Genomic DNA, 19,833 nt, shown 5'->3' with positions numbered 1-19,833 from the left:
CCGTTCCCTCCCCGACCGCTATGGTCGCGGGGACGCTCCGGGGGACGGGGCTCGCGAGGGGGGCCCGTGGACGGGTTGAGGCGACGCGCGCTGCTGCTGGGGATCGCCTCCTCGGCGGTCGCGCTGACGGGGTGCACGCCCGCCCGGCCCGCTCCCGCGGCGCTCCCGCCGAGCACGGCGCCGGCGGCGGTGCTGCCGTCCGCCGCTCCGACCGCCGTCCCGACCCCTCCCCGCCCCGTGCCGACCACCACCGCCGCGGCGGCTCCGGTGCGGCGGAAGGCGCCGCTGCCCTCCGGCACGATCTCGGAGCTGCCCGGCGAGGGGAGCACGCTCGCCTGGACCGTCGACGACGGCGCGGACTCCGACGTGGTCGCCGCCTACGCGCAGTTCGCCCGCGACACCGGCACCCGGCTGACCTTCTTCCTCAACGGGAAGTACGACTCGTGGACCGTGAACGCGCCGCTGCTGGCTCCGCTCGTCGCCTCGGGGCAGGTGCAGCTCGCGAACCACACCTGGTCGCACGCCGACCTGACGAGCCTCTCGAGCGACGGCGTGCAGGAGGAGCTGGGCCGCAACGGCGACTTCATCCGCTCGACCTACGGGGTGGAGGCGGCGCCCTTCTACCGGCCGCCGTTCGGCTACACGGACGAGCGGAGCCGGGCCGCCGCGGCGGCGATCGGCTACACGGCTACGGTGCTCTGGTACGGCTCGCTCTCGGACTCGGGGCGGATCACGCCGGAGCAGGTGGTCGGCTTCGCGGACCAGTGGTTCCTGCCGCAGCACATCGTGATCGGGCACGCCAACTTCGATCCGGTGACGCAGGTCTACGCGCGGCTCGTCGACATCCTCCGCGAGCGCTCGCTCGAGACGGTGACCCTCCGCGACGTGTTCGCGGTCTGAGCGCCTCCCCGGCGGCGCAGGTCAGCGCGCGGGTCGGCGCAGCGCGGCGCGCGCGGCGGCGGAGACGGCCGCGGCGACCGCGTCGAGGGCGGGCGTGTGCAGGGCCCACTGCTGCCAGTAGAGGGGGACGTCGACGGGGTCGCCGCCCAGCTCGACCAGGCCGTCGCCGCCGACCGGGGCCTGCAGCTCGGGCAGCATCCCCCACCCCATGCCCAGGCGCACGGCCCGCTCGAAGTCGGTCGATCCGGGGACGCGGTGCTGCGGCGGGCGGCCCTCGACGCCGGCGGCTCGGAGGAAGTCGTCCTGCAGGCGGTCCTTCTCGTCGAAGACGACCAGCGGAGCGCTCGCGAGACCGGCCGTGCCGCCGTCCGGGAACCAGCGCTCGGCGAACGCGGGCGCGGCCATGGCGCGGTACCGCATCACTCCGAGCGGTGCGACGGTGCAGCCGAGCACCGCTTCCGACTCTCCGGTGACGGCCGCCAGCACGGTGCCGTCGCGGAGGAACGCGGTGGTGTGCGCCTGGTCCTCGCGGTGCAGCTCCACCACGACGTCGGGGACGGAGGCGAGCGCGGGCAGCACCCAGGTGGCCAGGGAGTCGGCGTTGACGGCGAGCGGGAGGACGACGGGGCCCGCCCCCTCCGCGTCCTCGCCGCCGAGCGAGCGGACGGCGTCGTCGGCGAGGAGCTCGATCTGACGGGCGAGGCGGAGGAGCCCCGCACCGGCCTCGGTCGCGACGACGGGGCGCGAGCGCACCAGCAGGACGCGGCCGGCGGCGGTCTCGAGCGCCTTGATCCGCTGGCTGAGGGCGGAGGGGGTGATGTGCAGGGCCCGGGCGGCGGCGTCGAAGGAGCCGTACCGGACGGAGGCGGCGAGCGCGCGCAGGCGGGAGAGGTCGAGGTCGTCTGTCAGCATCAGTGCTGCTTACGGTACTGAAGGAGCATGAGCTGGTCTACAGGAGCGCCCCGCCCTAGCGTCGGAGCGTGTCCCCCCTCCTCGCCGCCCTCTCCGGCCTCGGCTTCGGCCTCTCGCTCATCATCGCGATCGGCGCGCAGAACGCCTTCGTGCTCCGCCAGGGCCTCCGCCGCGAGCACGTGCCCGCCGTCGTCGCGATCTGCGCGCTCTGCGACGCCGCGCTGATCGTGCTCGGGATCGCGGGGATCGGAGCGGTCCTGGAGTCGGCGCCGTGGCTGCTGGTGGTGATCCGCTGGGGCGGCATCGCCTTCCTCCTCGCCTACGCGGTGATGGCGGCGAGGCGCGCACTGCGGCCGGGGACCCTCGACGGCGATCCGGCCGGCGCCTCGACGTCGCTCCGCACGGCGATCGGCACGTGCCTGGCGCTCACGCTGCTCAACCCGCACGTCTACCTCGACACGGTCGTGCTGCTCGGGTCGGTGGCGAACACGCACGGCGCCGAGCGCTGGTGGTTCGGGGCGGGGGCGGCGGCCGGGAGCGTGCTGTGGTTCACCGCTCTCGGCTTCGGGGCGCGGGCGCTGCGGCCGCTGTTCCGGAGCCGCGGGGCCTGGCGGATCCTCGACGCGGCCGTGGCGGTCGTGATGGTGGTGCTGGCGGTGTCGCTCGCGCTGCACTGAGGGCCTGGTGGTGCACTGCTTGTTCTACTAACATTGCAAACATGTTGTTCCGGGTCGACCACTCCGCGGCGGGCTCGCTCGCCGACCAGCTGGAGTCGCAGGTGCGCTCGGCCGTCGCCCGGGGCGAGCTCTCGGCGGGCGACCGCCTGCCGCCCGCCCGCGAGCTCGCCGACTCGCTCGGCATCAACATGCACACCGTGCTGCGCGCGTACGCCGCCCTGCGCGACGACGGGATCCTCCAGATGCGCCGGGGCCGCGGCGCGTGGATCACGGAGTCGGCCGGGCCCGGGCTCGTGCGCGTCACCGCCCTGGTCGACGAGCTGCTCGCGGAGGCCCGTCGCAGCGGCATCACCCCGGCGGAGCTCGTCCGCCTGATCGAGAGGACCGGATCATGACCGCCACCGCCGACCGCCGCCGCGAGCTCCTCGCCGCCGCGTCCCTCCTGCTCCCCGCCGCCGGAGTGCTCGTCTCGCGCCTCGTCCTGGACGACGCTCTGCCCGCGGAGCTCGCCTCGCACTGGTCGGGCACCGGGGCGGCCGATGCGACCGCGGCGACGGGCGCTCTGCTCGCGATCGCCCTCGTGCTCTCCGGGCTCCCGGCCGTCGCGGGCCTCGTGGCGGCGGTCGTCGGGCGCGCCCCGCGGCTCCTGCTGGCGACCCTCGGCCTCGTGGCCGGGCTGGGCGCCTCCGCCTGGGCGACCTCGGTCGGCACGACGCTCGCGGCCGGGCGCGCCGAGGGGGCGGAGCTCGGCGGGTGGCTGCTCGCGCTGCTCGGAGGGATGCTCTTCGCCGTCGTGCCCGCGCTGATCGCTCCGGGCACCCGGCGCGCCTCCCGCCTGGCCGCCGGCCGCCTGCCGCTGGCGGCGGAGGAGACCGGCGCCTGGTCGCAGACGCTGACGGGCCCGGTGTTCGCCGTCGCCGCGATCGCCACGGCGGCGGGCGCGGCCCTCTCCCTCGCGACGCTCGCCGCGGCGGGCGCCACCGGTCCGGCGATCGCGACGGCCGTCGTCCTCGGCGTCGTCGCGCTGGTGCTCCTCTCCTTCTCCCGCCTGAGGGTGACCGCCGACCGCCGCGGCCTCCGCGTCGTCACGACCGCCCTCGGCATCCCGCTGCGCCGCATCCCGCTCGACACCATCGCCTCGGCCGGCACGGCCCAGCTGCGGCCGTCGGAGTGGGGCGGCTGGGGGTACCGGGTGATGCCGGGCCGCTCGGCGGTCATCCTGCACGCCGGGCCGGGGCTGGTGGTGACGACGGACCGCTCGCGCGAGTTCGCGATCAGCCTCGACGACCCCGAGACCCCCGCGGCGCTGCTCGAGACCCTGCGCTCGCGGGCCTGAGGCGCCGACCCGTCAGTCGACCACGATCCGGACGAGCGTCGTGACGGCATCCACCGCGTTCACGTAGGAGTAGTGCCGCGAGGTCGGGAAGGCGAGGTGCCGTCCGGGCTCCAGCCGCACGGGCTCCTCGCCCTCCCGCTCCAGGAGGAGCGCGCCGGCGGTGACGAGCAGGATCTCGTGCCACCCCTCGGGGTCGGGCTGCGCGTCGTAGCGGTCCCCGGGGCCGAGCGTCCAGGTCCAGAGCTGGGCCTCCCGGCGCGCGGGGACGGAGGAGAGCAGGACGGCGACGCTCGCCTCGCCCGCTCCCCGCCAGGCGACCTGGTCGATCGCCGCGGGCGCGGATCCCGGGGCCGAGACGAGTGCAGTGAACGTGGTGCCGAGGGCGGTCGCGAGGCGGTCGACTCCGGTCAGCGAGATGTTGGCCTCGCCGGCCTCGGCCGCGACGATCGTCCGCCGGCTGATGCCCGAGCGCGCCGCCAGCGCGGACTGGCTCAGTCCGGCTCCGCGCCGCGCGAGACGGAGGTTGCTGCCCAGGTGGGCGAGGACGGGAGCCGACATGCGCACTATTCTGCACCGACAGGCCCCTGTTGCTCCTAGGATGTGCAGAATGATGCACATCTCGCCGCTCCGGGGCCTCCGCTTCACTCGTCCGGAGTGGGCGCTCATCGGCATCACCGCGATCTGGGGCGGGACCTTCCTCGCCGTGCACATCGCGATGGAGCACAGTGGTCCGCTGTTCTTCGTCGGGATGCGGTTCGCGATCGCGGGACTGATCAGCGCGGTCGTGTTCCACCGGTCGCTCCGGGGGATGCGGCGGATCGACCTCGCGGCCGGCGTCGCGATCGGGGTGATGATCTTCGCGGGCTACGGCCTGCAGAGCTACGGGCTGCAGACGATCACGAGCAGCACCTCCGCGTTCCTCACCGCGCTGTACGTGCCGCTGGTGCCGCTGTTCCAGTGGGTCGTGTTCCGTCGCCGTCCGGGCGTGCTGACGCTGGTGGGCGTCGCGCTGGCGTTCGTCGGACTGCTCCTGATCGCGGGCCCGCAGCCGGGCGTCGCGCTCGGAGCGGGCGAGGTGGCGACGATCGTGAGCACGCTGCCGATCGCGGCGGAGATCATCCTGATCGGCCTCGTCGCCGGACGGGTGGACCTCGGCCGGGTGACCGTGGTGCAGCTGCTGGTCGCCGGCGCGCTCGGGTTCGCCTCGATGCCCCTCGCTGGCGAGGCGGTCCCGGCGTTCTCGTGGGCCTGGCTGATCCCCGCGCTCGCGCTCGGGGCGAGCAGCTGCCTGATCCAGCTGACGATGAACTGGGCTCAGCGCTCGGTCTCGCCGTCGCGCGCCACGATCATCTACTCCGCCGAGCCCGTCTGGGCCGGCCTGATCGGACGCCTCGCCGGCGACCGCCTCCCCGCGCTCGCACTGCTCGGGGCGGGGTTCATCGTCGCGGGCACGCTCGTCAGCGAGCTGAAGCCGCGCCGCGAGCCTGCGCCGCCGGCTCTCAGGTGACGGCGGGGAGGGCGGCGGAGGCGACGAGCGCGCCGCCGGCGTCGGTGATCTCGACGGCGGCGACGGACTCGCGCAGGACGGCCGCGTTCATCTCGCAGTCGAGCTCCGCGGAGCTGCCGAGGAAGGAGCCGGACGGGAGCCGCTCACCGGAGCCGGTGACCAGCACGAGGTCGTAGCTCTCGCCGAGCGCGAAGCCGGTCCCGCGGAGGATCGTCTCGGTGCCCCAGGTGTGCGCCACGAGCGAGCCGTCAAGCGTCACGCCCTCCGTCCGCTCATCGAAGGCGATCGCCTCGACGGCGCCGAGCGTCCCGGGCGGTCCCGCGACGGGGCGCTCCTCGGCGGACCGCAGGGCCGCTCCGGCGACGCCGCCCACGACGAGGAGCGCGGCCGCCGCGGCGACGGCCAGGACGGCACGAAGACGCGAGGCACGGCGGCGCGGGGCCCGGCGGCGCGAGGCACGCAGACTCTCCCCGCGCTCGGGCCGCTCCCCGGCGAGCGCCGCGACGCGCGACCGCAGCTCCGGCGACGGCTCCGCCTCCTCCCAGCGGCCCAGTGCGCCGACCCGGTCGACCACCGCACCGAACGACGCGAGCTCGCGGTCGATCGAGGGGTCGGCGGCGCGCAGGCTCTCGAACTCCCGCGCCTCCTCGGCGGAGAGGTCGCCGGCGAGGGCCGCGGCGAGGAGCTCCTCGCGGCGGCCGCCGGGCTCGTCTCCGTCGGGCTGGTCTCGGTCGATCACGATCTCTCCTCGTCGGTGGGTCCGGCGCTCGCGAGGTGACCGCGGAGCGCTCGGAGAGCGTAGAAGGCGCGGCTGCGCAGGGTGGCGACCGGCACGCTCGTGGCGGCCGACAGCTCGGCGTAGGTCTCGCCGTTCAGGTGGACGGCGACGACGACCTGCCGGTGCTCGGCGGAGAGCCGCGCGAGCGCCTCGGCGATCGCGAGCGGCTCGAGGGGGTCGCGGTCCTCCGCGGGCACCTCCTCCAGAATCTCGGCCTCGACCAGGCGCGGCAGGCGCCGGCGCGAGCGGTGCACGTCGATGACGACGTTGCGGGCGATGGCGAAGAGCCAGGTGCGGGTGCTGGCACGCTCGGCGGAGTAGCTCGCCCGCGAGCGCCAGGCGCGCAGGAACGTCTCCTGCACGCAGTCCTCGGCGAGGCCGCGGTCACGCAGGGCGTTGAGCGCGAAGCCGAGCAGGGCGGACCCGTGCTCGTCGAAGGCGGCGGCCGGGTCGAACCCCGCCGTCCGGGGCTCGAGGCGCACCACCGGAGCCGGGACCTCCGAGTGCTCGCGCGGCATCGCGGGCCCTTCGTCTCGTCGTGCCGTCGCCGTGCGCGCCACACCGCCTCCTCGTCGGGACCGGTGGTCCGTCGGAAGGGGGTACGGCCGCGGCGGCGGCGGCGTTCATCGGAGGCGAGGACCGTCTCCGTGAAGATCCTCTCAGATGGAGTGAACGCAGCGCCGCTTCCGGCCGTACTCCCTGCATCGGGCCCGCTCGGCGCTCGCGATCGAAAGGCTCCACCATGACGAAGACGTCCCCCGCGCGGAACCGCGCCGGCCGCCGCCTGCTCTCCCTCGGCGGCATCACCGCCGTCGCCGCCGCCTCCTTCTTCGCCGCCGCGCCGGCCCAGGCCGAGACCGAGGTCGCCGAGCCGTCCTCGTTCACCAGCGCCTTCACGGTGATGGCGACGCCCGACCAGGTCGTGAACGCCGATTCCGCCGCGACCCCCGGCCAGCCCGGCGCCACGGGCGAGATGACCTTCCGGGTCAACAGCGACCTCGACGTCATCTGCTACGACATCACCCTCACCGGTGTGACCGGCGACTACCAGAGCCCCGCGAAGACCGCGACGCACATCCACCAGGCGGCGCTAGGCAAGGCGGGCCCGCCGCGCATCGCGTTCCCGAACCCGGCCCCGGTCGGAGACGGCCCCCGCACCAGCAGCGGCTGCCTGCAGGGCCCCTTCACCACGGGCATCCAGGCGAACGGGGCCGACACCGGCGCCGGATTCACGCTGAAGGCCCTCGAGGCCGATCCCGCCGCCTTCGCGGGCGACTCCCACACGGCCTCGTATGCGGCTGGCGTCGTCCGCGGCCAGCTCTCGCAGGTGCCGGTCGGCGGCCTCCAGACCGGTGGCGGCGCGACCGCCGCCGGGAGCGACGCCACGGGCCCGTCCGGTCTCGCCGCGATGGCCGGCCTCGGAGCCGTCGCCGCCCTCGGCGCGGCCGGAGTGGTCGTCGCCCGCCGGCGCACCGCCTCCTGATCGTGGGCACCCGGTCGAGGAGCGGCGCGGCGGCACTGTGCGCCGTGCTGCTCCTCGCGGGGTGCGCCGCCGCGGACGGGAGCGGAGGAGCGGAGACGCCCGCGAGCGCGCCCGCGCCTCCGGCCCTCGCTTCTGCTCCCCCGCTCACTCCTCCCCCGGTCCCCGCGCCCGACCCCGACCCCGCCGCTGCCGCGCCTGCGCGCACCGTCGGCGTCGAGCCCGCCCGGCTGAGCGTGCCCGCGATGGGCCTGGACGAGCCGCTGATCGCGCTGGGCATCCAGTCGGACGGGGCGATGGAGGTGCCGGTGGACTACGACGACGTCGGCTGGTTCTCGGGAGGCGGGCGCCCGGGCGGCAGCGGCCGCACCGTGATCGCGGCGCACGTCGACTCGCGGTCCGGTCCCGCGGTCTTCTTCCGCCTCGGCGAGCTCGCCCCGGGCGACGAGATCGCGGTGAGCGGAGTGGACGGCTCCGACCACCGCTACCGGATGACGGCGGTCGAGTCCCACGCCAAGGCCGCGTTCCCCACCGCCCGCGTCTTCGGCGCGACCCTCGAGGAGGAGCTGATCCTCGTGACCTGCGGAGGCGAGTACGACGCGGCGATCGGCCGCTACCGGGACAACCTGGTGGTGTTCGCCTCCCCGCTCTGAGGCCTGCCACGGAGGGAGGCACGACCGCCCGGCATCGTGGCGCGGAACGGTGGCGCAGAGCACAGCACGAGTGCCCCGCCTGCGCAAGGGTCCGGGCGCGCGCACGCCGTGTGGTCGGATGGGGAGGGCCGGCCCCCCGCCGCCGCTCCCCTCCCGCTCCCCACCGCCGTGGCGCGGCCGATCCGACAGGACGCCCGTGTCCACCAGCCCCCGCCCCACCCTCTTCGCCCTGCCCGGACTCGGGCTCGACGGCCGCGCCTTCGACGCGCTCGGCCGCGAGCTCGCCGACGTCGCGGACCTCGTCGCGCTCGACCTGCCCGGTGGATCCGGGACCTCGCTCGAGGAGATGACCGCTGCCACGATCCGCCGGATCCGCGAGCACGACGCCTCCCGCTGGCTGCTCCTCGGGCACAGCATGGGCGGGAAGATCGCCTCCCTCGTGGCCTCGCGCACGGTCACCGGCCGCTCGGGCCTGTTCGGGCTCGCGGGCGTCGTGCTCCTCGCCGGGTCGCCGCTCTCGCCCGAGCCGATGGAGGAGGAGCGCCGCTCGACCATGCTCGGCTGGGTCGACGACGGGCACCTCGACGAGGCGCAGGCGCGCGAGTTCGTCGACCAGAACGTCGGCTCGCCGCTGCCCGCCGACGCCGACGCGGAGGTGCTGGCCGAGCTGCGCCGCTACTCCCCCGAGGGCTGGCGCGACTGGCTCGAGCATGGCAGCCGCGAGGACCGCACCGGAGAGGCCGCCCTCGGAGCCGTGCCCGCGCTCCTGATCGCGGGCGGTGCGGACGGCGACCTCGGCGCCGACGCGCAGCGCCGCCTCAACGGCTCCCTCTACTCCCGTGCCCGGCTGCTCACGCTCGCCGGGGCGGGCCACCTGCTGCCGTTCGAGCGCCCGGTCGAGGTGGCGGCGGCGATCCGCCGGTTCTGGGAGGAGGAGGCCGGCACGGCGCCGTCGGTCCCGGCCGACGTCGGCGCAGCCATCGCCTCCGCCCGCACCTCCACGCGGGTGCGCGGGCTGCTGGCCGTGCGCGCGCTCGCCGACGACCCGGAGTACGCGCCGCGCGCCCTGACCGTCGCCCAGCTCGCGGAGCTGCGCGCGATCGCCGACCGGGTCGTCCCGCAGGAGGGCGGCCGGATCGACCTGGCCGCACGGGTGGACACGCAGCTCGCGAACGGCGAGGGCGACGGCTGGCGCAACGCCGACCTGCCGGCCGACCCGATCGCCTACGGTCTGGCGCTCGACGCCCTCCGGGGCTTCGCCGGCCTCGGCCCCGCCGAGCAGGACGCGCGCCTCACCGCGATCGCCGACGGCTCCGCGGAGCCCGGCGACCGCTCGGCCGGCGGGCTCGGTGCCGAGCAGCTGACCGCCTGGTTCGAGGACTGCCGCGTCGACCTCGTGAAGCAGTGGCTGGCGCACCCCGCGTCGATGGCGCGGATCGGCTACGACGGCTACGCCAGCGGCGGCGACACGCTGCCGCTCGTGACGGGCTTCCGCCTGCTCGGCGCCGACGACCGCGAGACCTGGGAACCGACGACGAGGAGTCACCGATGAACACGACCGGCATGCGCCGCTTCCCGCTCGACGAGACGGTCGACGCCGTCGTGATCGGCACCGGGGCCGGCGGAGCGCCCCTGCTCTCGGTGCTCGCCGCTCGAGGGCTGCGGGTCGTCGCCCTCGAGGCCGGGCCGCACTTAGATCCGCTCGGCCACACCGCCGACGAGACGGCGGCCGTCGAGATCAACTGGATGGAGGAGCGCCTCAGCGGAGGCGAGACCCCCACCGCCTTCGGGCAGAACAACAGCGGCCGCGGGGTCGGCGGCTCGACGTTGCACTGGGGCGCGTTCACGCCCCGCCCCGACCCGCGCGACCTGCGACTCCGGAGCGACTCCGGCGTCGGCCGCGACTGGCCGATCGAGCACGCCGAGCTCACCGCGTACATCGAGAAGGTGGAGGCGACGATCGGAGTGGCGGGCCCGGCCGAGTACCCGTGGGACCCGTCGCGCCGCTACCTGCAGGGCCCGCTCGCGCGGAACACCTCGGCCGACATGATGCTGCGCGGCTGCGCGGCGATCGGGATGCGCGCGACCGACGCGCCCGCCGCCGTGCTCAGCGGCCCGCGGGACGACGGCCGGCCCTCCTGCGTCAACTGCGGCCAGTGCCATCAGGGCTGCCGGACCGGCGCGAAGACGAGCATGGACGTGACCTACCTGCCGGAGGCGGTGCGGGCCGGCGCCGAGATCCGGGCCGACTCGTTCGTGCACGGGATCGAGCTGGACGCTGCGGGCCGCGTGTGCGCCGTGGTCTACACGAGCGGCGGAGTGGAGCACCGGCAGCGCTGCTCCGCCCTGTTCCTCTGCGCGGGCGGCGTCGAGACGCCCCGGCTCCTCCTGCACACCGGCATCGCGAACAGCAGCGGCCAGGTGGGCCGGAACTTCCTGGCGCACGGGGCGACCCAGGTCTGGGGCACCTTCGAGAGCGAGATGCGCGGCTACCGCGGCTACCCCTCCTCGGTGATCACCGAGGACACCGTCCGCCCGGCCGACGCGGACTTCGCGGGCGGCTACCTGATCCAGAGTCTCGGAGTGATGCCGCTGACCTACGCGACGACGCTCGCCCGTGGCGCGGGCCTCTGGGGCAGGGATCTGATGGACGCGCTCGACGGCTACCGCTTCGCGGCGGGCGTCGGGATCAACGCGGAGTGCCTGCCCGCCGACGGCAATCGGCTGGAGCTGACCGACGAGCTGGACGAGCACGGGGTGCCGAAGGCGCGCATCACGTTCTCGGCGGGCGCCAACGAGGAGGCGATCGACCGGCACGCGATCCGGACGATGACCGCGATCGTGGAGGCGGCCGGCGCGACGAGCACGCGGGTCATGGCGCGCACGGCGCACACTCTCGGCACCGTGCGGATGGGCACCGACGCGGGCGACGCCGTGATCGACGCGGACGGCCGCAGCTTCGACGTGCCGAACCTCTGGGTGTGCGACAACTCGGTGTTCCCGAGCGCGCTGATCGCGAACCCGGCGCTCGCGACGATGGCGCTCTCGCTGCGGACGGCGGACCGCTTCCTGGCGGCGTAGCGTCGTGGCGGCGGGACGGCTGCGTCGCGGCGGCGGGACGGCTGCGGGGCGGCCGCGGGGCGGGACGACGGGCGAGGTGCTCCTCCGCGTCGCCGACTGACCGCGCGGGCGTGCCCGGACTGCGCACCCCGCCGGATCAGCCGTGGGGCCGTGCGGGGCGCCAGCGCAGTCGCGAGACGCGCTGCCCGAACGGCGGCCCGACGCGACGGCGCTCGACGGCGGTTCGGCGCGCGCTGAGGTGCCGAGGTGCCGAGGTGCCGAGGTGCCGGATCGTGGTGGCCGAACGGCGGCAGGGCGCAAGGCGGCGGCACGGCCCTGGTGTCGGCACGGCGTCAGGCGACGGTGCGGCCCCGGTGACGGTCCGCGCCTCAGCGACAGTGGCGCGGCGGTGCGGCCGCGTGAACCCGAGCGAAGGCGCGGATCCGAGCGGCAGTGGCGCGGCGGTAGGGCGCTGAGCACTCGCCTCCGAGCGACAGCACGGCCCGATCACCAGCGCGAACCCGCGCAACGGGCCGAACCCGCCCGACAGCCGATTCCCTCAGGGGTGCACGGCAGCACGGGAGCACGAAAGCACGGCAGCACGGCAGCACGGCAGCACGGCAGCACGGCAGCACGGCAGCACGGCAGCGTGTCAGAACGGCGGCGGCCGGTCCGCGAACCTCGGAGTCGCGGGCGGGCCTGGACGGAGCCGTTCCTCGAGGCCTGGCGGGCGCGTGGTGATGCGGCGGCCGGTGGGGGTGGTCCAGTCGGCGGTGCCGTCGGGGTGGAGGACGTAGGTCCAGCGGTCGCCGTGCCGCACGTGGTGATGGGCGACGCAGAGGCTGGCGAGGTTGGCGGGGTCGGTGCCGCCGCCGTTGCGCCACTCGACGACGTGGTCGGCCTCGGCGCTCGCGGCGGAGCGGGTGCAGCCGGGGAAGCGGCAGGTCACGTCGCGGAGCTGGAGGAGGAGCCGCAGCTCGCGGTGCGGCAGTCGGCGTGTGCGCCCGACCGAGAGGACGGCGCCCGTCCGGGGCTCGGTCAGCACGCGGGTGACGGTCGCGGGGACGAGGCTCCGGGCGACGTCCGCCGGGATCGGGCCGTAGCCGTCGAGCTCGGCGGAGGCGTCGTCGGCGCCGGACGCGGTGCTCGCCGACAGGGTGACCCGCACCTCGGCGCGCACGCCGGTGACGAGGGTCGGAACGGGCCGATCGGCGCCGACCGGGTCGGGCGCCGTGCCGATGACGTCCGCCTCGCAGAGGAGGTCGGCCAGAGCGTCGGCTCGCAGCTGGGCGAGGGTCCGCGCGTCGCCCGCTCGGGAGATCGCATCGACGGCGCCCGCCCCGGTGGTCCCGGCGGGCTCCGCTCCGGTCGTCCCGCTGGACTCCGCTCCGCAGGAGCCCGCTTCCGCGGCGGCGAGCGGCGGCGTCCCTTCCGCCGCGTCGCGGAGGATCCGGGCGATCCGGTCGAGGCGGCTGTACGCCCCCACGGCGACCGGGGCGGGGAGGAGGGCGCAGAGCGTCGCCATGCCGTCGACCTCGGGGGTCAGCCAGACCGCGCGGTCCTCGCGGGCACGTCGGTGGCGCTCGGCGAGGGGCTGCTCGTGGAGCTCCTCCCGCAGTCGGGCCAGAGCGCGCCGCAGCTGGGTCGGCGTGGTGCGGGCCGCGAGCTCGGCCGCCCGCGTATCGAACGCGGCGCGGGAGCCTGGGGGCAGGGTGGCCGCGACGGCGCAGACGACCTGGCCCGCCTCCCACCGCAGGCGCGCCCCGGCGAGGGCGGCGCGGGTGGCCGGCAGGTCTTCGACGAGGAGGCGCGCGTGGTCGAGCTCGCGGGAGGCGACCCGCTCGGAGACTCCGAGGGCGACGGCGAACTCCGCACGGATCGATCGCTCGGCGAGGTCGCTCGACGCGTCGGACGCCGAGCCGCGGGCGAACGACTCCGGACGCTCGAGCGCGGCCCGGTGCCCGGCGTGCAGCTCCTCGGCCGCGGCCAGGAGCAGCGGGGACGCCGAGCGGGCCAGCGCCGCGGCTCGGTCGCCGCGAGCACGCACCTCGCTGAGCACCGCCTCCGCTGCTGTCGACCCGCTGATCATCGTCATACGTGTATTCAATCAGCGACCACCGACACGGAAGCGACGGATCGTCATATCCGTGGAGAACCGGCGTGAAGCCCTCCTGTGGAGGGAGGGATCACCGCAGCCGACACCGCACATCCCCGCCGTCCTCGGGGCGGCGCGCGCAGGACACCGGCGCAACACCCCGCCATCCGCACCGCCTCACGCCCCCGCTCACGCGAACCGCACCGCCTCACGCACCCGCTCACGCGAACCGCGCCGCCACTCGCACCCACTCACGCGAACCGCACCGCCTCACACGCCCCCGCTCACGCGAACCGCACCGCCACACACGCCCCCGCTCACCCGAACCGCACCGCCACACGCCCCCGCTCACCCGAACCGCACCGAACCGCACCGCCTCCCGCACTCCCGCACACCCTCAGCCTCACGCGAACCGCCCCGCCACCTCCGCCAGGCACTCCCGGAACACCCGCACGGCCGGCGACGCCAGCTGCGCCTCGCGCTGGGCGGTGAAGATCGTGCGGCGGGGCGTGCCGGGCAGCTCGAGGAGGCGGCAGTCCGGCGCCTCGCCCGCCCAGACCAGGTCGGGCATCAGGGCGACGGCGTGGCCGGAGGCGGCGAGTCGGATCTGCGCCTGCAGGTCGGCGGTCTCGAAGCGGACGTCCGGCTCGAAGCCCGCGACCCGGCAGGTCTGCTCGGCGAAGTGGCGGCTCGCGGTGCCGCGCGGCTCCATCACCCAGGCGGAGACGCGGGCCGAGGCGAGGTCGACGACGGCGGAGTCGCGGCTCACGGCGAGGCGGATCGCGTCGGTCGTCAGGTCGCTGCGCACCAGTCCGGGCAGCCAGGAGGTCGAGTGGCCGGGGTACTGCTCGGCGACGACGAGGTCGAACTCCCGCGCCCACGACGTCTCGTGCAGCGCGCCCTCGGGCTCGCGCTGCACCATCTCGACCCGCACCTCCGGGAAGCGGTCGGCGACGGCCCGGAGCGCACCCGGCATGAGCGCGAGCGCGGCCGACTGGAACACCGCGACGCGCACCCGCCCGGTCACCGACTCCCCCGAGGCCGCGAGCGCCGCCTCCGCCCGCTCGAGCAGGGCCATCACCTCGCCGGCCGCCTCGACCAGGATCTCGGCCTGGGGTGTGAGCTGCACGCGCCGGCCCGCCTTCCGCAGCAGCTCGACGCCGGCCTCGCGCTCGAGCACGGCGAGCTGCTGCGAGACGGCGGAGGGACTGTAGGCGAGGGCCTCGGCCGCGGCGGCGAGAGTGCCGCGGATGGCCACCTCGCGGAGCAGGACCAGGCGGCGGACATCGAGCACGGCGTCCCTCCGATCGTTCAGCTGAGCTGACCGGTACCGGTAAGGAACGGTCGCTTCTGCTCAACGGTAGCCGGTCGAATACTGAAGGCACCCACCTCAGAGCAGAAGGACCGCACCATGACGGATCTCGCCAGCCCCGCTCTCGCCACCGGCCCCGCGGCCGACGGCCCGTCCCCCGATTCGATCGATCCCCGCCTGGTCGACGAGAGCGTCGCCCTGGTGCGGCGCTGGCTGCGCGAGGCGTCCGCGATTCCGATCGACGCCTCCGGGGCGCAGCTGGCGGGCGTGCTGAAGGACCCGGCCGGCCTGGACTTCACGGTCGGCTTCGTCGACGGCGTCGTCCGCCCCGAGGACACCCGCGTCGCGGCGGCGGCGCTGAAGGCGATCGCGGGCGGCGTGCCGTCCTTCCTCCCGGCTCCGATGCGCGGCGCGGTCGCCCTCGGCGGCGTCATGGCGCCGCTCCTCCCGGACGTCGTGGTGCCGATCGCGCGCCGGGTGCTGCGACGGATGGTCGGCCACCTGATCATCGACGCGACCGACTCCCGCCTGGGCCCGGCCATCGCCGCGATCCGCCGCGACGGCGTCCGGCTCAACATGAACCTGCTCGGCGAGGCCGTCCTCGGCCGCGAGGAGGCCCACCGCCGCCTGGAGGGGACGCACCGGCTCCTCGCCCGCGACGACGTCGACTACGTCTCGATCAAGGTCTCCTCGAGCACCGCCCCGCACAACCCGTGGGCCTTCGACGCCGCGGTCGACGACATCGTGGAGGAGCTGGCGCCGCTGTTCGCCCGGGCCGCCGCGTCCTCGCCGCAGAAGTTCATCAACCTCGACATGGAGGAGTACAAGGACCTCGACCTCACCATCGCGGTCTTCACCCGCATCCTCGACCGGCCGGAGTTCCTCGGCCTCGAGGCCGGCATCGTGCTGCAGGCCTACCTGCCCGACGCGCTCTCGGCGATGATCCGCCTGCAGGAGTGGAGCGCCGCCCGCCGGGCCCGCGGCGGCGCCGGCATCAAGGTGCGCCTGGTCAAGGGCGCGAACCTGCCGATGGAGCAGGTCGAGGCCTCGGTCCACGACTGGCCGCTGGCGACCTGGAGCAGCAAGCAGGACTCCGACACGAACTACAAGCGCGTCGTCGACTACGCGCTGCACCCGGAGCGGATCCGCAACGTGCGGGTCGGCGTCGCCGGGCACAACCTCTTCGACGTCGCGTACTCGTGGCTGCTGGCCGGCACCCGCGGCGTCCGCGAGGGGATCGAGTACGAGATGCTCCTCGGCATGGCCCAGGGCCAGGCGGAGGCGGTGCGCCGCACGGTCGGCTCGCTCCTGCTCTACACGCCGGTCGTCGCGCCGGCCGAGTTCGACGTGGCGATCGCCTACCTGATCCGCCGGCTGGAGGAGGGCGCGTCGAGCCAGAACTTCATGTCGGCCGTCTTCGAGCTCGAGGCCGACCCGGCGCTCTTCGCGAGGGAGGAGGAGCGGTTCCGCGCCTCCGTCGCCGCCCTCGACGGGGCCGTCCCCCCGGCGCACCGCGTGCCCGACCGGTTCGCCGCGAGCGGCCGCCCAGGACCGGGCGACTTCCGCAGCACCCCCGACACCGACCCGTCCGTCGCCGCGAACCGCGAGTGGGCGCAGGCGATCCTCGCGCGCGTCCCCTCCTCCCGGGCCGGCGCCGACGCGATCGAGGCCGCCACGATCGGCACCCTCGACGAGCTGGAGTCGGTGCTCTCCGGCGCCCGCGGCAGCGGCTGGAGCGACGTCCCGGCCGAGGAGCGCGCCCGCATCCTGCACCGCGCCGGCGACGAGCTGCAGGCGCGCCGCGCCGAGCTGCTCGAGGTCATGGCGGCCGAGGGCGGCAAGACCCTCGACCAGGGCGACCCCGAGGTCTCGGAGGCCGTGGACTTCGCCCACTACTACGCCGAGCGCGCCCTCGAGCTCGACGCGGTCGACGGCGCCCGCTTCCACCCGGCCGCGCTGACCCTGGTCGCTCCGCCGTGGAACTTCCCGGTCGCGATCCCGGCCGGCGGCGTCCTCGCGGCGCTCGCGGCCGGCTCCGCCGTGGTGCTCAAGCCCGCCGGTCCGACCGCGCGCTGCGGCGCCGTGGTGGCGGAGGCGCTGTGGGCGGCGGGCGTGCCCCGCGAGGCCCTGCGCCTGCTCCGCCTGCCGGAGGAGGAGCTGGGGCGCGACCTGATCGCCTCCCCGCAGGTCGACCGCGTGATCCTCACCGGCGCCTACGAGACGGCGGAGCTGTTCCGCTCCTTCCGGAACGACCTCCCGCTGCTCGCCGAGACGAGCGGCAAGAACGCGATCGTGGTCACCCCCTCGGCCGACCTCGACCTGGCGGTGAAGGACGTGGTGGCGAGCGCCTTCGGGCACGCGGGCCAGAAGTGCTCCGCCGCCTCGCTCGTGGTGCTGGTCGGCTCCGTCGCGCGCTCGAAGCGGTTCCGCGCGCAGCTGCTCGACGCGGTCTCCTCCCTCACGGTCGGCTACCCGACCGACCCCGCGACGCGGATGGGGCCGGTGATCGAACCCGCCGAGGGCAAGCTGCTGCGCGGCCTGACCGTGCTCGGCGCCGGTGAGACCTGGCTGCTGCAGCCGCGGAGCCTCGACGACTCCGGACGCCTGTGGAGCCCCGGCGTCCGCGACGGCGTGCGCCGCGGCTCCGAGTTCCACCGCACCGAGTACTTCGGGCCGATCCTCGGGATCATGACGGCGGCGACCCTCGACGAGGCGATCGCGATCGTCAACGAGGTCGACTACGGGCTCACCTCGGGCCTGCACGCGCTCGACCCGGAGGAGATCGGCACCTGGCTCGACGGGATCGAGGCGGGCAACCTCTACGTGAACCGCGGGATCACCGGGGCTATCGTGCAGCGCCAGCCGTTCGGCGGCTGGAAGAAGTCGGCGGTCGGCCCGGGCACCAAGGCGGGCGGACCGGACTACCTGCTCGGCCTGGGCTCCTGGGCCGCGGCGCCGTCGGAGGCGACCGCTCCGGTCGTCGGACCGGCCGCCCGCCTGCTCGCCGCGTCGCGCGCGGAGCTCTCGGCGGAGGAGCAGGCCGCGGTGGAGCGGACGGCGCGCAGCTGCGCGGCGGCGTGGGCCGCGGGCGCTCCTCGCGACGTGACCGGGCTGGAGGCGGAGCGCAACGTCTTCCGCCGCCTGCCCTACGACTCCGCCGTGCTGGTGCGCCTGGCCGCCGGGGAGCCGCTGGGCTCGCTCGTGCGGGTGACCGTCGCGGCGGCGACCGCGCAGGCACGGGTGGTCGTCTCGAGCGCCGCGGCGCTGCCTCCGCAGCTCGCCGCCGGTCTCGACGAGGCGGCCGGCGCCGTCGTGGTCGAGGACGACGCGGCGTGGGAGGCGCGGGTGCGCGCGCACGGCGCCGGACGGGTGCGCCTGCTGGGCGCGTCCGCCGCGACGGTGACGGCCGTGACGGGCGGGCGCCCCGACCTCGCGGTCTACGCCGGCCCGGCGACCGAGGCGGGCCGGCTGGAGCTGCTGCCGTTCCTCCGCGAGCAGGCCGTGTCGATCACGGCCCACCGCTTCGGCACGCCGGACCACCTCACGGACGGGCTGCTCTGACCCGCGCGGTCCGACCGGCGTGATCCGACCGCCTGCCGCGAGATGCCGCTCCGGTACGCCCGCTCCGGTACGCCCGCTCCCGCGCGTCGCGTACCGGAGCGGCGTCTCGCGGGAGAGGGCGACGGAGGGACGACGGGGCGGAGAGGGATCAGCCGCAGGCCGCACGTCAGTCCGCGTCAGCTCCGCGACGGGGCCGCAGGGGTGGAGCGCGCGTCGTTGCTGGTGCGCGGGCCCTCCGGGAGGAGCGCGGCGCGTCCCACGCCCGATCGACGGCGGCGGCCGGGGTCAGCAGGATGTGCGCATGACCCGCCAGGAGAACGGCCGGCGCACCGCCGCGCCCGCCCGCGCGCCACGCACGCGCCCGACCGTCGGCTCCGCCTTCGACCCGCGGTCGAACAGCATCAACGCCCTGCGGCTCGGGCTGGCGGTCCTCGTCATCGTGTCGCACTCCTTCCCCCTCGGCGGCTACGGCGACGACCCCGGGTTCGGAGGCTCGACCCTCGGCGCCTGGGCGGTCGGCGGGTTCTTCGCCACCTCCGGCTTCCTGATCACCGCGAGCCGGCTGCGCTCGCGATCGCTGGTCGACTTCCTCTGGCGGCGCTTCCTCCGCATCTATCCCGCCTTCCTCGTCTCGCTCCTGGTCGTGGCCTTCGTCGCCGCACCGCTCGCGTCGCTCCTCCTCGGAGCCGGCGAGTACAGCGCGGCCGGGGCGGTGCGCTTCGTGGTCGCCAATGCGGCCCTCTACATCCGGGAGTACGGCATCGCGGGGATGCTCGGCTCCGTGCCCTACCCGGGCGCGTGGAACGGCTCGCTCTGGAGCCTGTTCTACGAGTTCGTCAGCTACGTCGTGATCGGCCTGCTCGTCTCCCTGGCGCCCGCGCGCTGGGTGCGCCCCCTCGTGGTCGCGGGATTCGCGGGCCTCACCCTCGTCGCGGCGGTGCTCGCGACGGACCTCGTCCCGTTCCCCGCGCCCCTCAACCAGACGGTGACGCTCGTCGGGTACTTCCTCGCCGGCGCGCTCGTGCACCTGTACCGCGACCGCCTCCCCCTGACGGGCGCGCTCACCGCTGCCGCGGCCGTGCTGCTCGTCCTCGTGATCGCGGCCGGCCTCTACCGCGTGCTCGCCGGCCTCCCCCTCGCCTATCTGATGGTCGCGCTCGGCGCCCGGCTCCCCCTGCGTCGAGTGGGCGCGACCCACGACGTCTCCTACGGGATGTACATCTACGCGTTCCCCGTGCAGCAGCTGCTCTCGCTGGCGATCGTCGGAGCCGGAGGCGACGTGCCGCTCTGGGCGTACATCGCGCTCTCGGTCGCAGCGACGGTCCCCCTCGCGTGGGCGAGCTGGCTGCTGGTCGAGCGCCCCGCGATGCGGCTGAAGCGCCTCACCGCCCGGGCTCCCGTCGACGTCGAGGGCCACGTCCTGCGCTGAGGCCCGGAGCCGCGAGCCCGCGGCCGTCCATGCCCGGTCGCGCCCCCGGAGCCGCCCGCCCGCAGCCCACGCCGCCGCGCAGCTGCGCGCCGTCCGCTCCACCGCGGCCTGCTCCTCCGCCGAGAGCTCCGCG

At 75.6% G+C, this 19,833-nt stretch carries 17 protein-coding genes; 11 read left to right on the top strand and 6 right to left on the bottom strand.

The annotated features are described in order from the left end of the window. Window positions 1–66 precede the first annotated feature (66 nt). A complete protein-coding gene (locus C5C37_RS15550; protein WP_219814500.1) occupies window positions 67–900 on the top strand; it encodes a polysaccharide deacetylase family protein in 834 nt (277 codons plus the stop codon). Window positions 901–921: 21 nt separating this feature from the next. Here the strand turns inward: C5C37_RS15550 and C5C37_RS15545 are convergent, their stop codons facing one another. After that, a complete protein-coding gene (locus C5C37_RS15545; protein WP_104339227.1) occupies window positions 922–1,812 on the bottom strand; it encodes a LysR family transcriptional regulator ArgP in 891 nt (296 codons plus the stop codon). A 68-nt stretch (window positions 1,813–1,880) separates the two neighbouring features. On the opposite strand from C5C37_RS15545, the gene C5C37_RS15540 reads away from it, so the two are divergent. From C5C37_RS15540 to C5C37_RS15530, 3 genes are read left to right on the top strand one after another with little or no spacing between them, the layout of a single operon-like run. Beyond that, window positions 1,881–2,489, top strand: coding sequence for a LysE/ArgO family amino acid transporter (locus C5C37_RS15540; RefSeq protein WP_104339226.1), 609 nt, complete (start codon window positions 1,881–1,883; stop codon window positions 2,487–2,489). 41 nt (window positions 2,490–2,530) lie between these two features. Further along, window positions 2,531–2,884 (top strand): GntR family transcriptional regulator, encoded by a 354-nt coding sequence (locus C5C37_RS15535; RefSeq protein WP_104225158.1) that lies wholly within the window; start codon window positions 2,531–2,533, stop codon window positions 2,882–2,884. Beyond that, window positions 2,881–3,825, top strand: a complete 945-nt coding sequence (locus C5C37_RS15530; protein WP_104339225.1) for a hypothetical protein — start codon at window positions 2,881–2,883, stop codon at window positions 3,823–3,825. The genes C5C37_RS15535 and C5C37_RS15530 overlap by 4 nt, the downstream gene beginning before the upstream one ends. 12 nt (window positions 3,826–3,837) lie before the next feature. On the opposite strand, the gene C5C37_RS15525 is transcribed toward C5C37_RS15530, so the two are convergent. Then, on the bottom strand, window positions 3,838–4,383 hold the full coding sequence (locus C5C37_RS15525; protein ID WP_104339224.1) for a helix-turn-helix domain-containing protein: 546 nt from the start codon (window positions 4,381–4,383) through the stop codon (window positions 3,838–3,840). 49 nt (window positions 4,384–4,432) lie between these two features. Here C5C37_RS15525 and C5C37_RS15520 point away from each other — a divergent pair, with 49 nt between their 5' ends. Beyond that, window positions 4,433–5,332, top strand: coding sequence for a DMT family transporter (locus C5C37_RS15520; protein WP_258067786.1), 900 nt, complete (start codon window positions 4,433–4,435; stop codon window positions 5,330–5,332). Here the strand turns inward: C5C37_RS15520 and C5C37_RS15515 are convergent. Both C5C37_RS15515 and C5C37_RS15510 read right to left on the bottom strand, forming a co-directional pair. Beyond that, complete coding sequence (locus C5C37_RS15515; RefSeq protein ID WP_104287822.1) at window positions 5,325–6,071, bottom strand: hypothetical protein; 747 nt, start codon at window positions 6,069–6,071, stop codon at window positions 5,325–5,327. The two genes, C5C37_RS15520 and C5C37_RS15515, sit on opposite strands and share 8 nt — an antisense overlap. Then, on the bottom strand, window positions 6,068–6,628 hold the full coding sequence (locus tag C5C37_RS15510) for a sigma-70 family RNA polymerase sigma factor (protein ID WP_104263544.1): 561 nt from the start codon (window positions 6,626–6,628) through the stop codon (window positions 6,068–6,070). Before C5C37_RS15510 ends, C5C37_RS15515 begins: the two co-directional genes overlap by 4 nt. A gap of 224 nt (window positions 6,629–6,852) precedes the next feature. On the opposite strand from C5C37_RS15510, the gene C5C37_RS15505 reads away from it, so the two are divergent. The 4 genes from C5C37_RS15505 (at window position 6,853) to C5C37_RS15490 (ending at window position 11,324) form a co-directional block, all read left to right on the top strand. Beyond that, a complete protein-coding gene (locus tag C5C37_RS15505) occupies window positions 6,853–7,593 on the top strand; it encodes a CHRD domain-containing protein (protein WP_104227340.1) in 741 nt (246 codons plus the stop codon). 2 nt (window positions 7,594–7,595) lie between these two features. After that, on the top strand, window positions 7,596–8,243 hold the full coding sequence (locus C5C37_RS17970) for a class F sortase (RefSeq protein WP_181127439.1): 648 nt from the start codon (window positions 7,596–7,598) through the stop codon (window positions 8,241–8,243). A gap of 196 nt (window positions 8,244–8,439) precedes the next feature. Further along, window positions 8,440–9,795, top strand: a complete 1,356-nt coding sequence (locus C5C37_RS15495) for an alpha/beta hydrolase (protein ID WP_104287819.1) — start codon at window positions 8,440–8,442, stop codon at window positions 9,793–9,795. Next, window positions 9,792–11,324, top strand: coding sequence for a GMC family oxidoreductase (locus C5C37_RS15490; RefSeq protein ID WP_104339222.1), 1,533 nt, complete (start codon window positions 9,792–9,794; stop codon window positions 11,322–11,324). Before C5C37_RS15495 ends, C5C37_RS15490 begins: the two co-directional genes overlap by 4 nt. A gap of 631 nt (window positions 11,325–11,955) precedes the next feature. On the opposite strand, the gene C5C37_RS15485 is transcribed toward C5C37_RS15490, so the two are convergent. Together C5C37_RS15485 and C5C37_RS15480 are read right to left on the bottom strand one after the other, a co-directional pair. After that, window positions 11,956–13,398 carry an HNH endonuclease signature motif containing protein gene (locus tag C5C37_RS15485; protein WP_104339221.1) on the bottom strand — a complete coding sequence of 481 codons (1,443 nt, stop codon included), beginning with the start codon at window positions 13,396–13,398 and terminating at the stop codon, window positions 11,956–11,958. Window positions 13,399–13,801: 403 nt separating this feature from the next. After that, complete coding sequence (locus C5C37_RS15480; RefSeq protein WP_104273912.1) at window positions 13,802–14,692, bottom strand: LysR family transcriptional regulator; 891 nt, start codon at window positions 14,690–14,692, stop codon at window positions 13,802–13,804. Window positions 14,693–14,809: 117 nt separating this feature from the next. Between C5C37_RS15480 and C5C37_RS15475 the strand changes: the two genes are divergently transcribed. Beyond that, the gene (locus tag C5C37_RS15475) at window positions 14,810–18,271 is read left to right on the top strand and encodes a bifunctional proline dehydrogenase/L-glutamate gamma-semialdehyde dehydrogenase (protein WP_104339220.1); all 3,462 of its coding nucleotides are present in this window, start codon (window positions 14,810–14,812) and stop codon (window positions 18,269–18,271) included. 301 nt (window positions 18,272–18,572) lie between these two features. Then, window positions 18,573–19,700: an acyltransferase gene (locus tag C5C37_RS15470; protein WP_104339219.1), complete on the top strand. Its 1,128-nt coding sequence runs from the start codon at window positions 18,573–18,575 to the stop codon at window positions 19,698–19,700. The last annotated feature ends 133 nt before the right edge of the window (window positions 19,701–19,833 follow it).

It is taken from the genome of Rathayibacter sp. AY1F9 (assembly GCF_002932155.1).
In the GTDB taxonomy this organism is placed as follows: Bacteria; Actinomycetota; Actinomycetes; order Actinomycetales; family Microbacteriaceae; genus Rathayibacter.
The sequence above is the reverse complement of the archived record's forward strand: the minus strand, read 5'-3'. Positions and strand labels throughout refer to the sequence as shown.

Excerpts from the sequence above, each read along its gene's own strand:
- C5C37_RS15545 (WP_104339227.1), bottom strand. The coding sequence starts at position 1,812 with ATGCTGACAGACGACCTCGACCTCTCCCGCCTGCGCGCGCTCGCCGCC.
- C5C37_RS15535 (WP_104225158.1), top strand. The coding sequence starts at position 2,531 with ATGTTGTTCCGGGTCGACCACTCCGCGGCGGGCTCGCTCGCCGACCAG.
- C5C37_RS15530 (WP_104339225.1), top strand. The coding sequence starts at position 2,881 with ATGACCGCCACCGCCGACCGCCGCCGCGAGCTCCTCGCCGCCGCGTCC.
- C5C37_RS15525 (WP_104339224.1), bottom strand. The coding sequence starts at position 4,383 with ATGTCGGCTCCCGTCCTCGCCCACCTGGGCAGCAACCTCCGTCTCGCG.
- C5C37_RS15520 (WP_258067786.1), top strand. The coding sequence starts at position 4,433 with ATGATGCACATCTCGCCGCTCCGGGGCCTCCGCTTCACTCGTCCGGAG.
- C5C37_RS15510 (WP_104263544.1), bottom strand. The coding sequence starts at position 6,628 with ATGCCGCGCGAGCACTCGGAGGTCCCGGCTCCGGTGGTGCGCCTCGAG.
- C5C37_RS15505 (WP_104227340.1), top strand. The coding sequence starts at position 6,853 with ATGACGAAGACGTCCCCCGCGCGGAACCGCGCCGGCCGCCGCCTGCTC.
- C5C37_RS15490 (WP_104339222.1), top strand. The coding sequence starts at position 9,792 with ATGAACACGACCGGCATGCGCCGCTTCCCGCTCGACGAGACGGTCGAC.
- C5C37_RS15485 (WP_104339221.1), bottom strand. The coding sequence starts at position 13,398 with ATGACGATGATCAGCGGGTCGACAGCAGCGGAGGCGGTGCTCAGCGAG.
- C5C37_RS15475 (WP_104339220.1), top strand. The coding sequence starts at position 14,810 with ATGACGGATCTCGCCAGCCCCGCTCTCGCCACCGGCCCCGCGGCCGAC.
- C5C37_RS15470 (WP_104339219.1), top strand. The coding sequence starts at position 18,573 with ATGACCCGCCAGGAGAACGGCCGGCGCACCGCCGCGCCCGCCCGCGCG.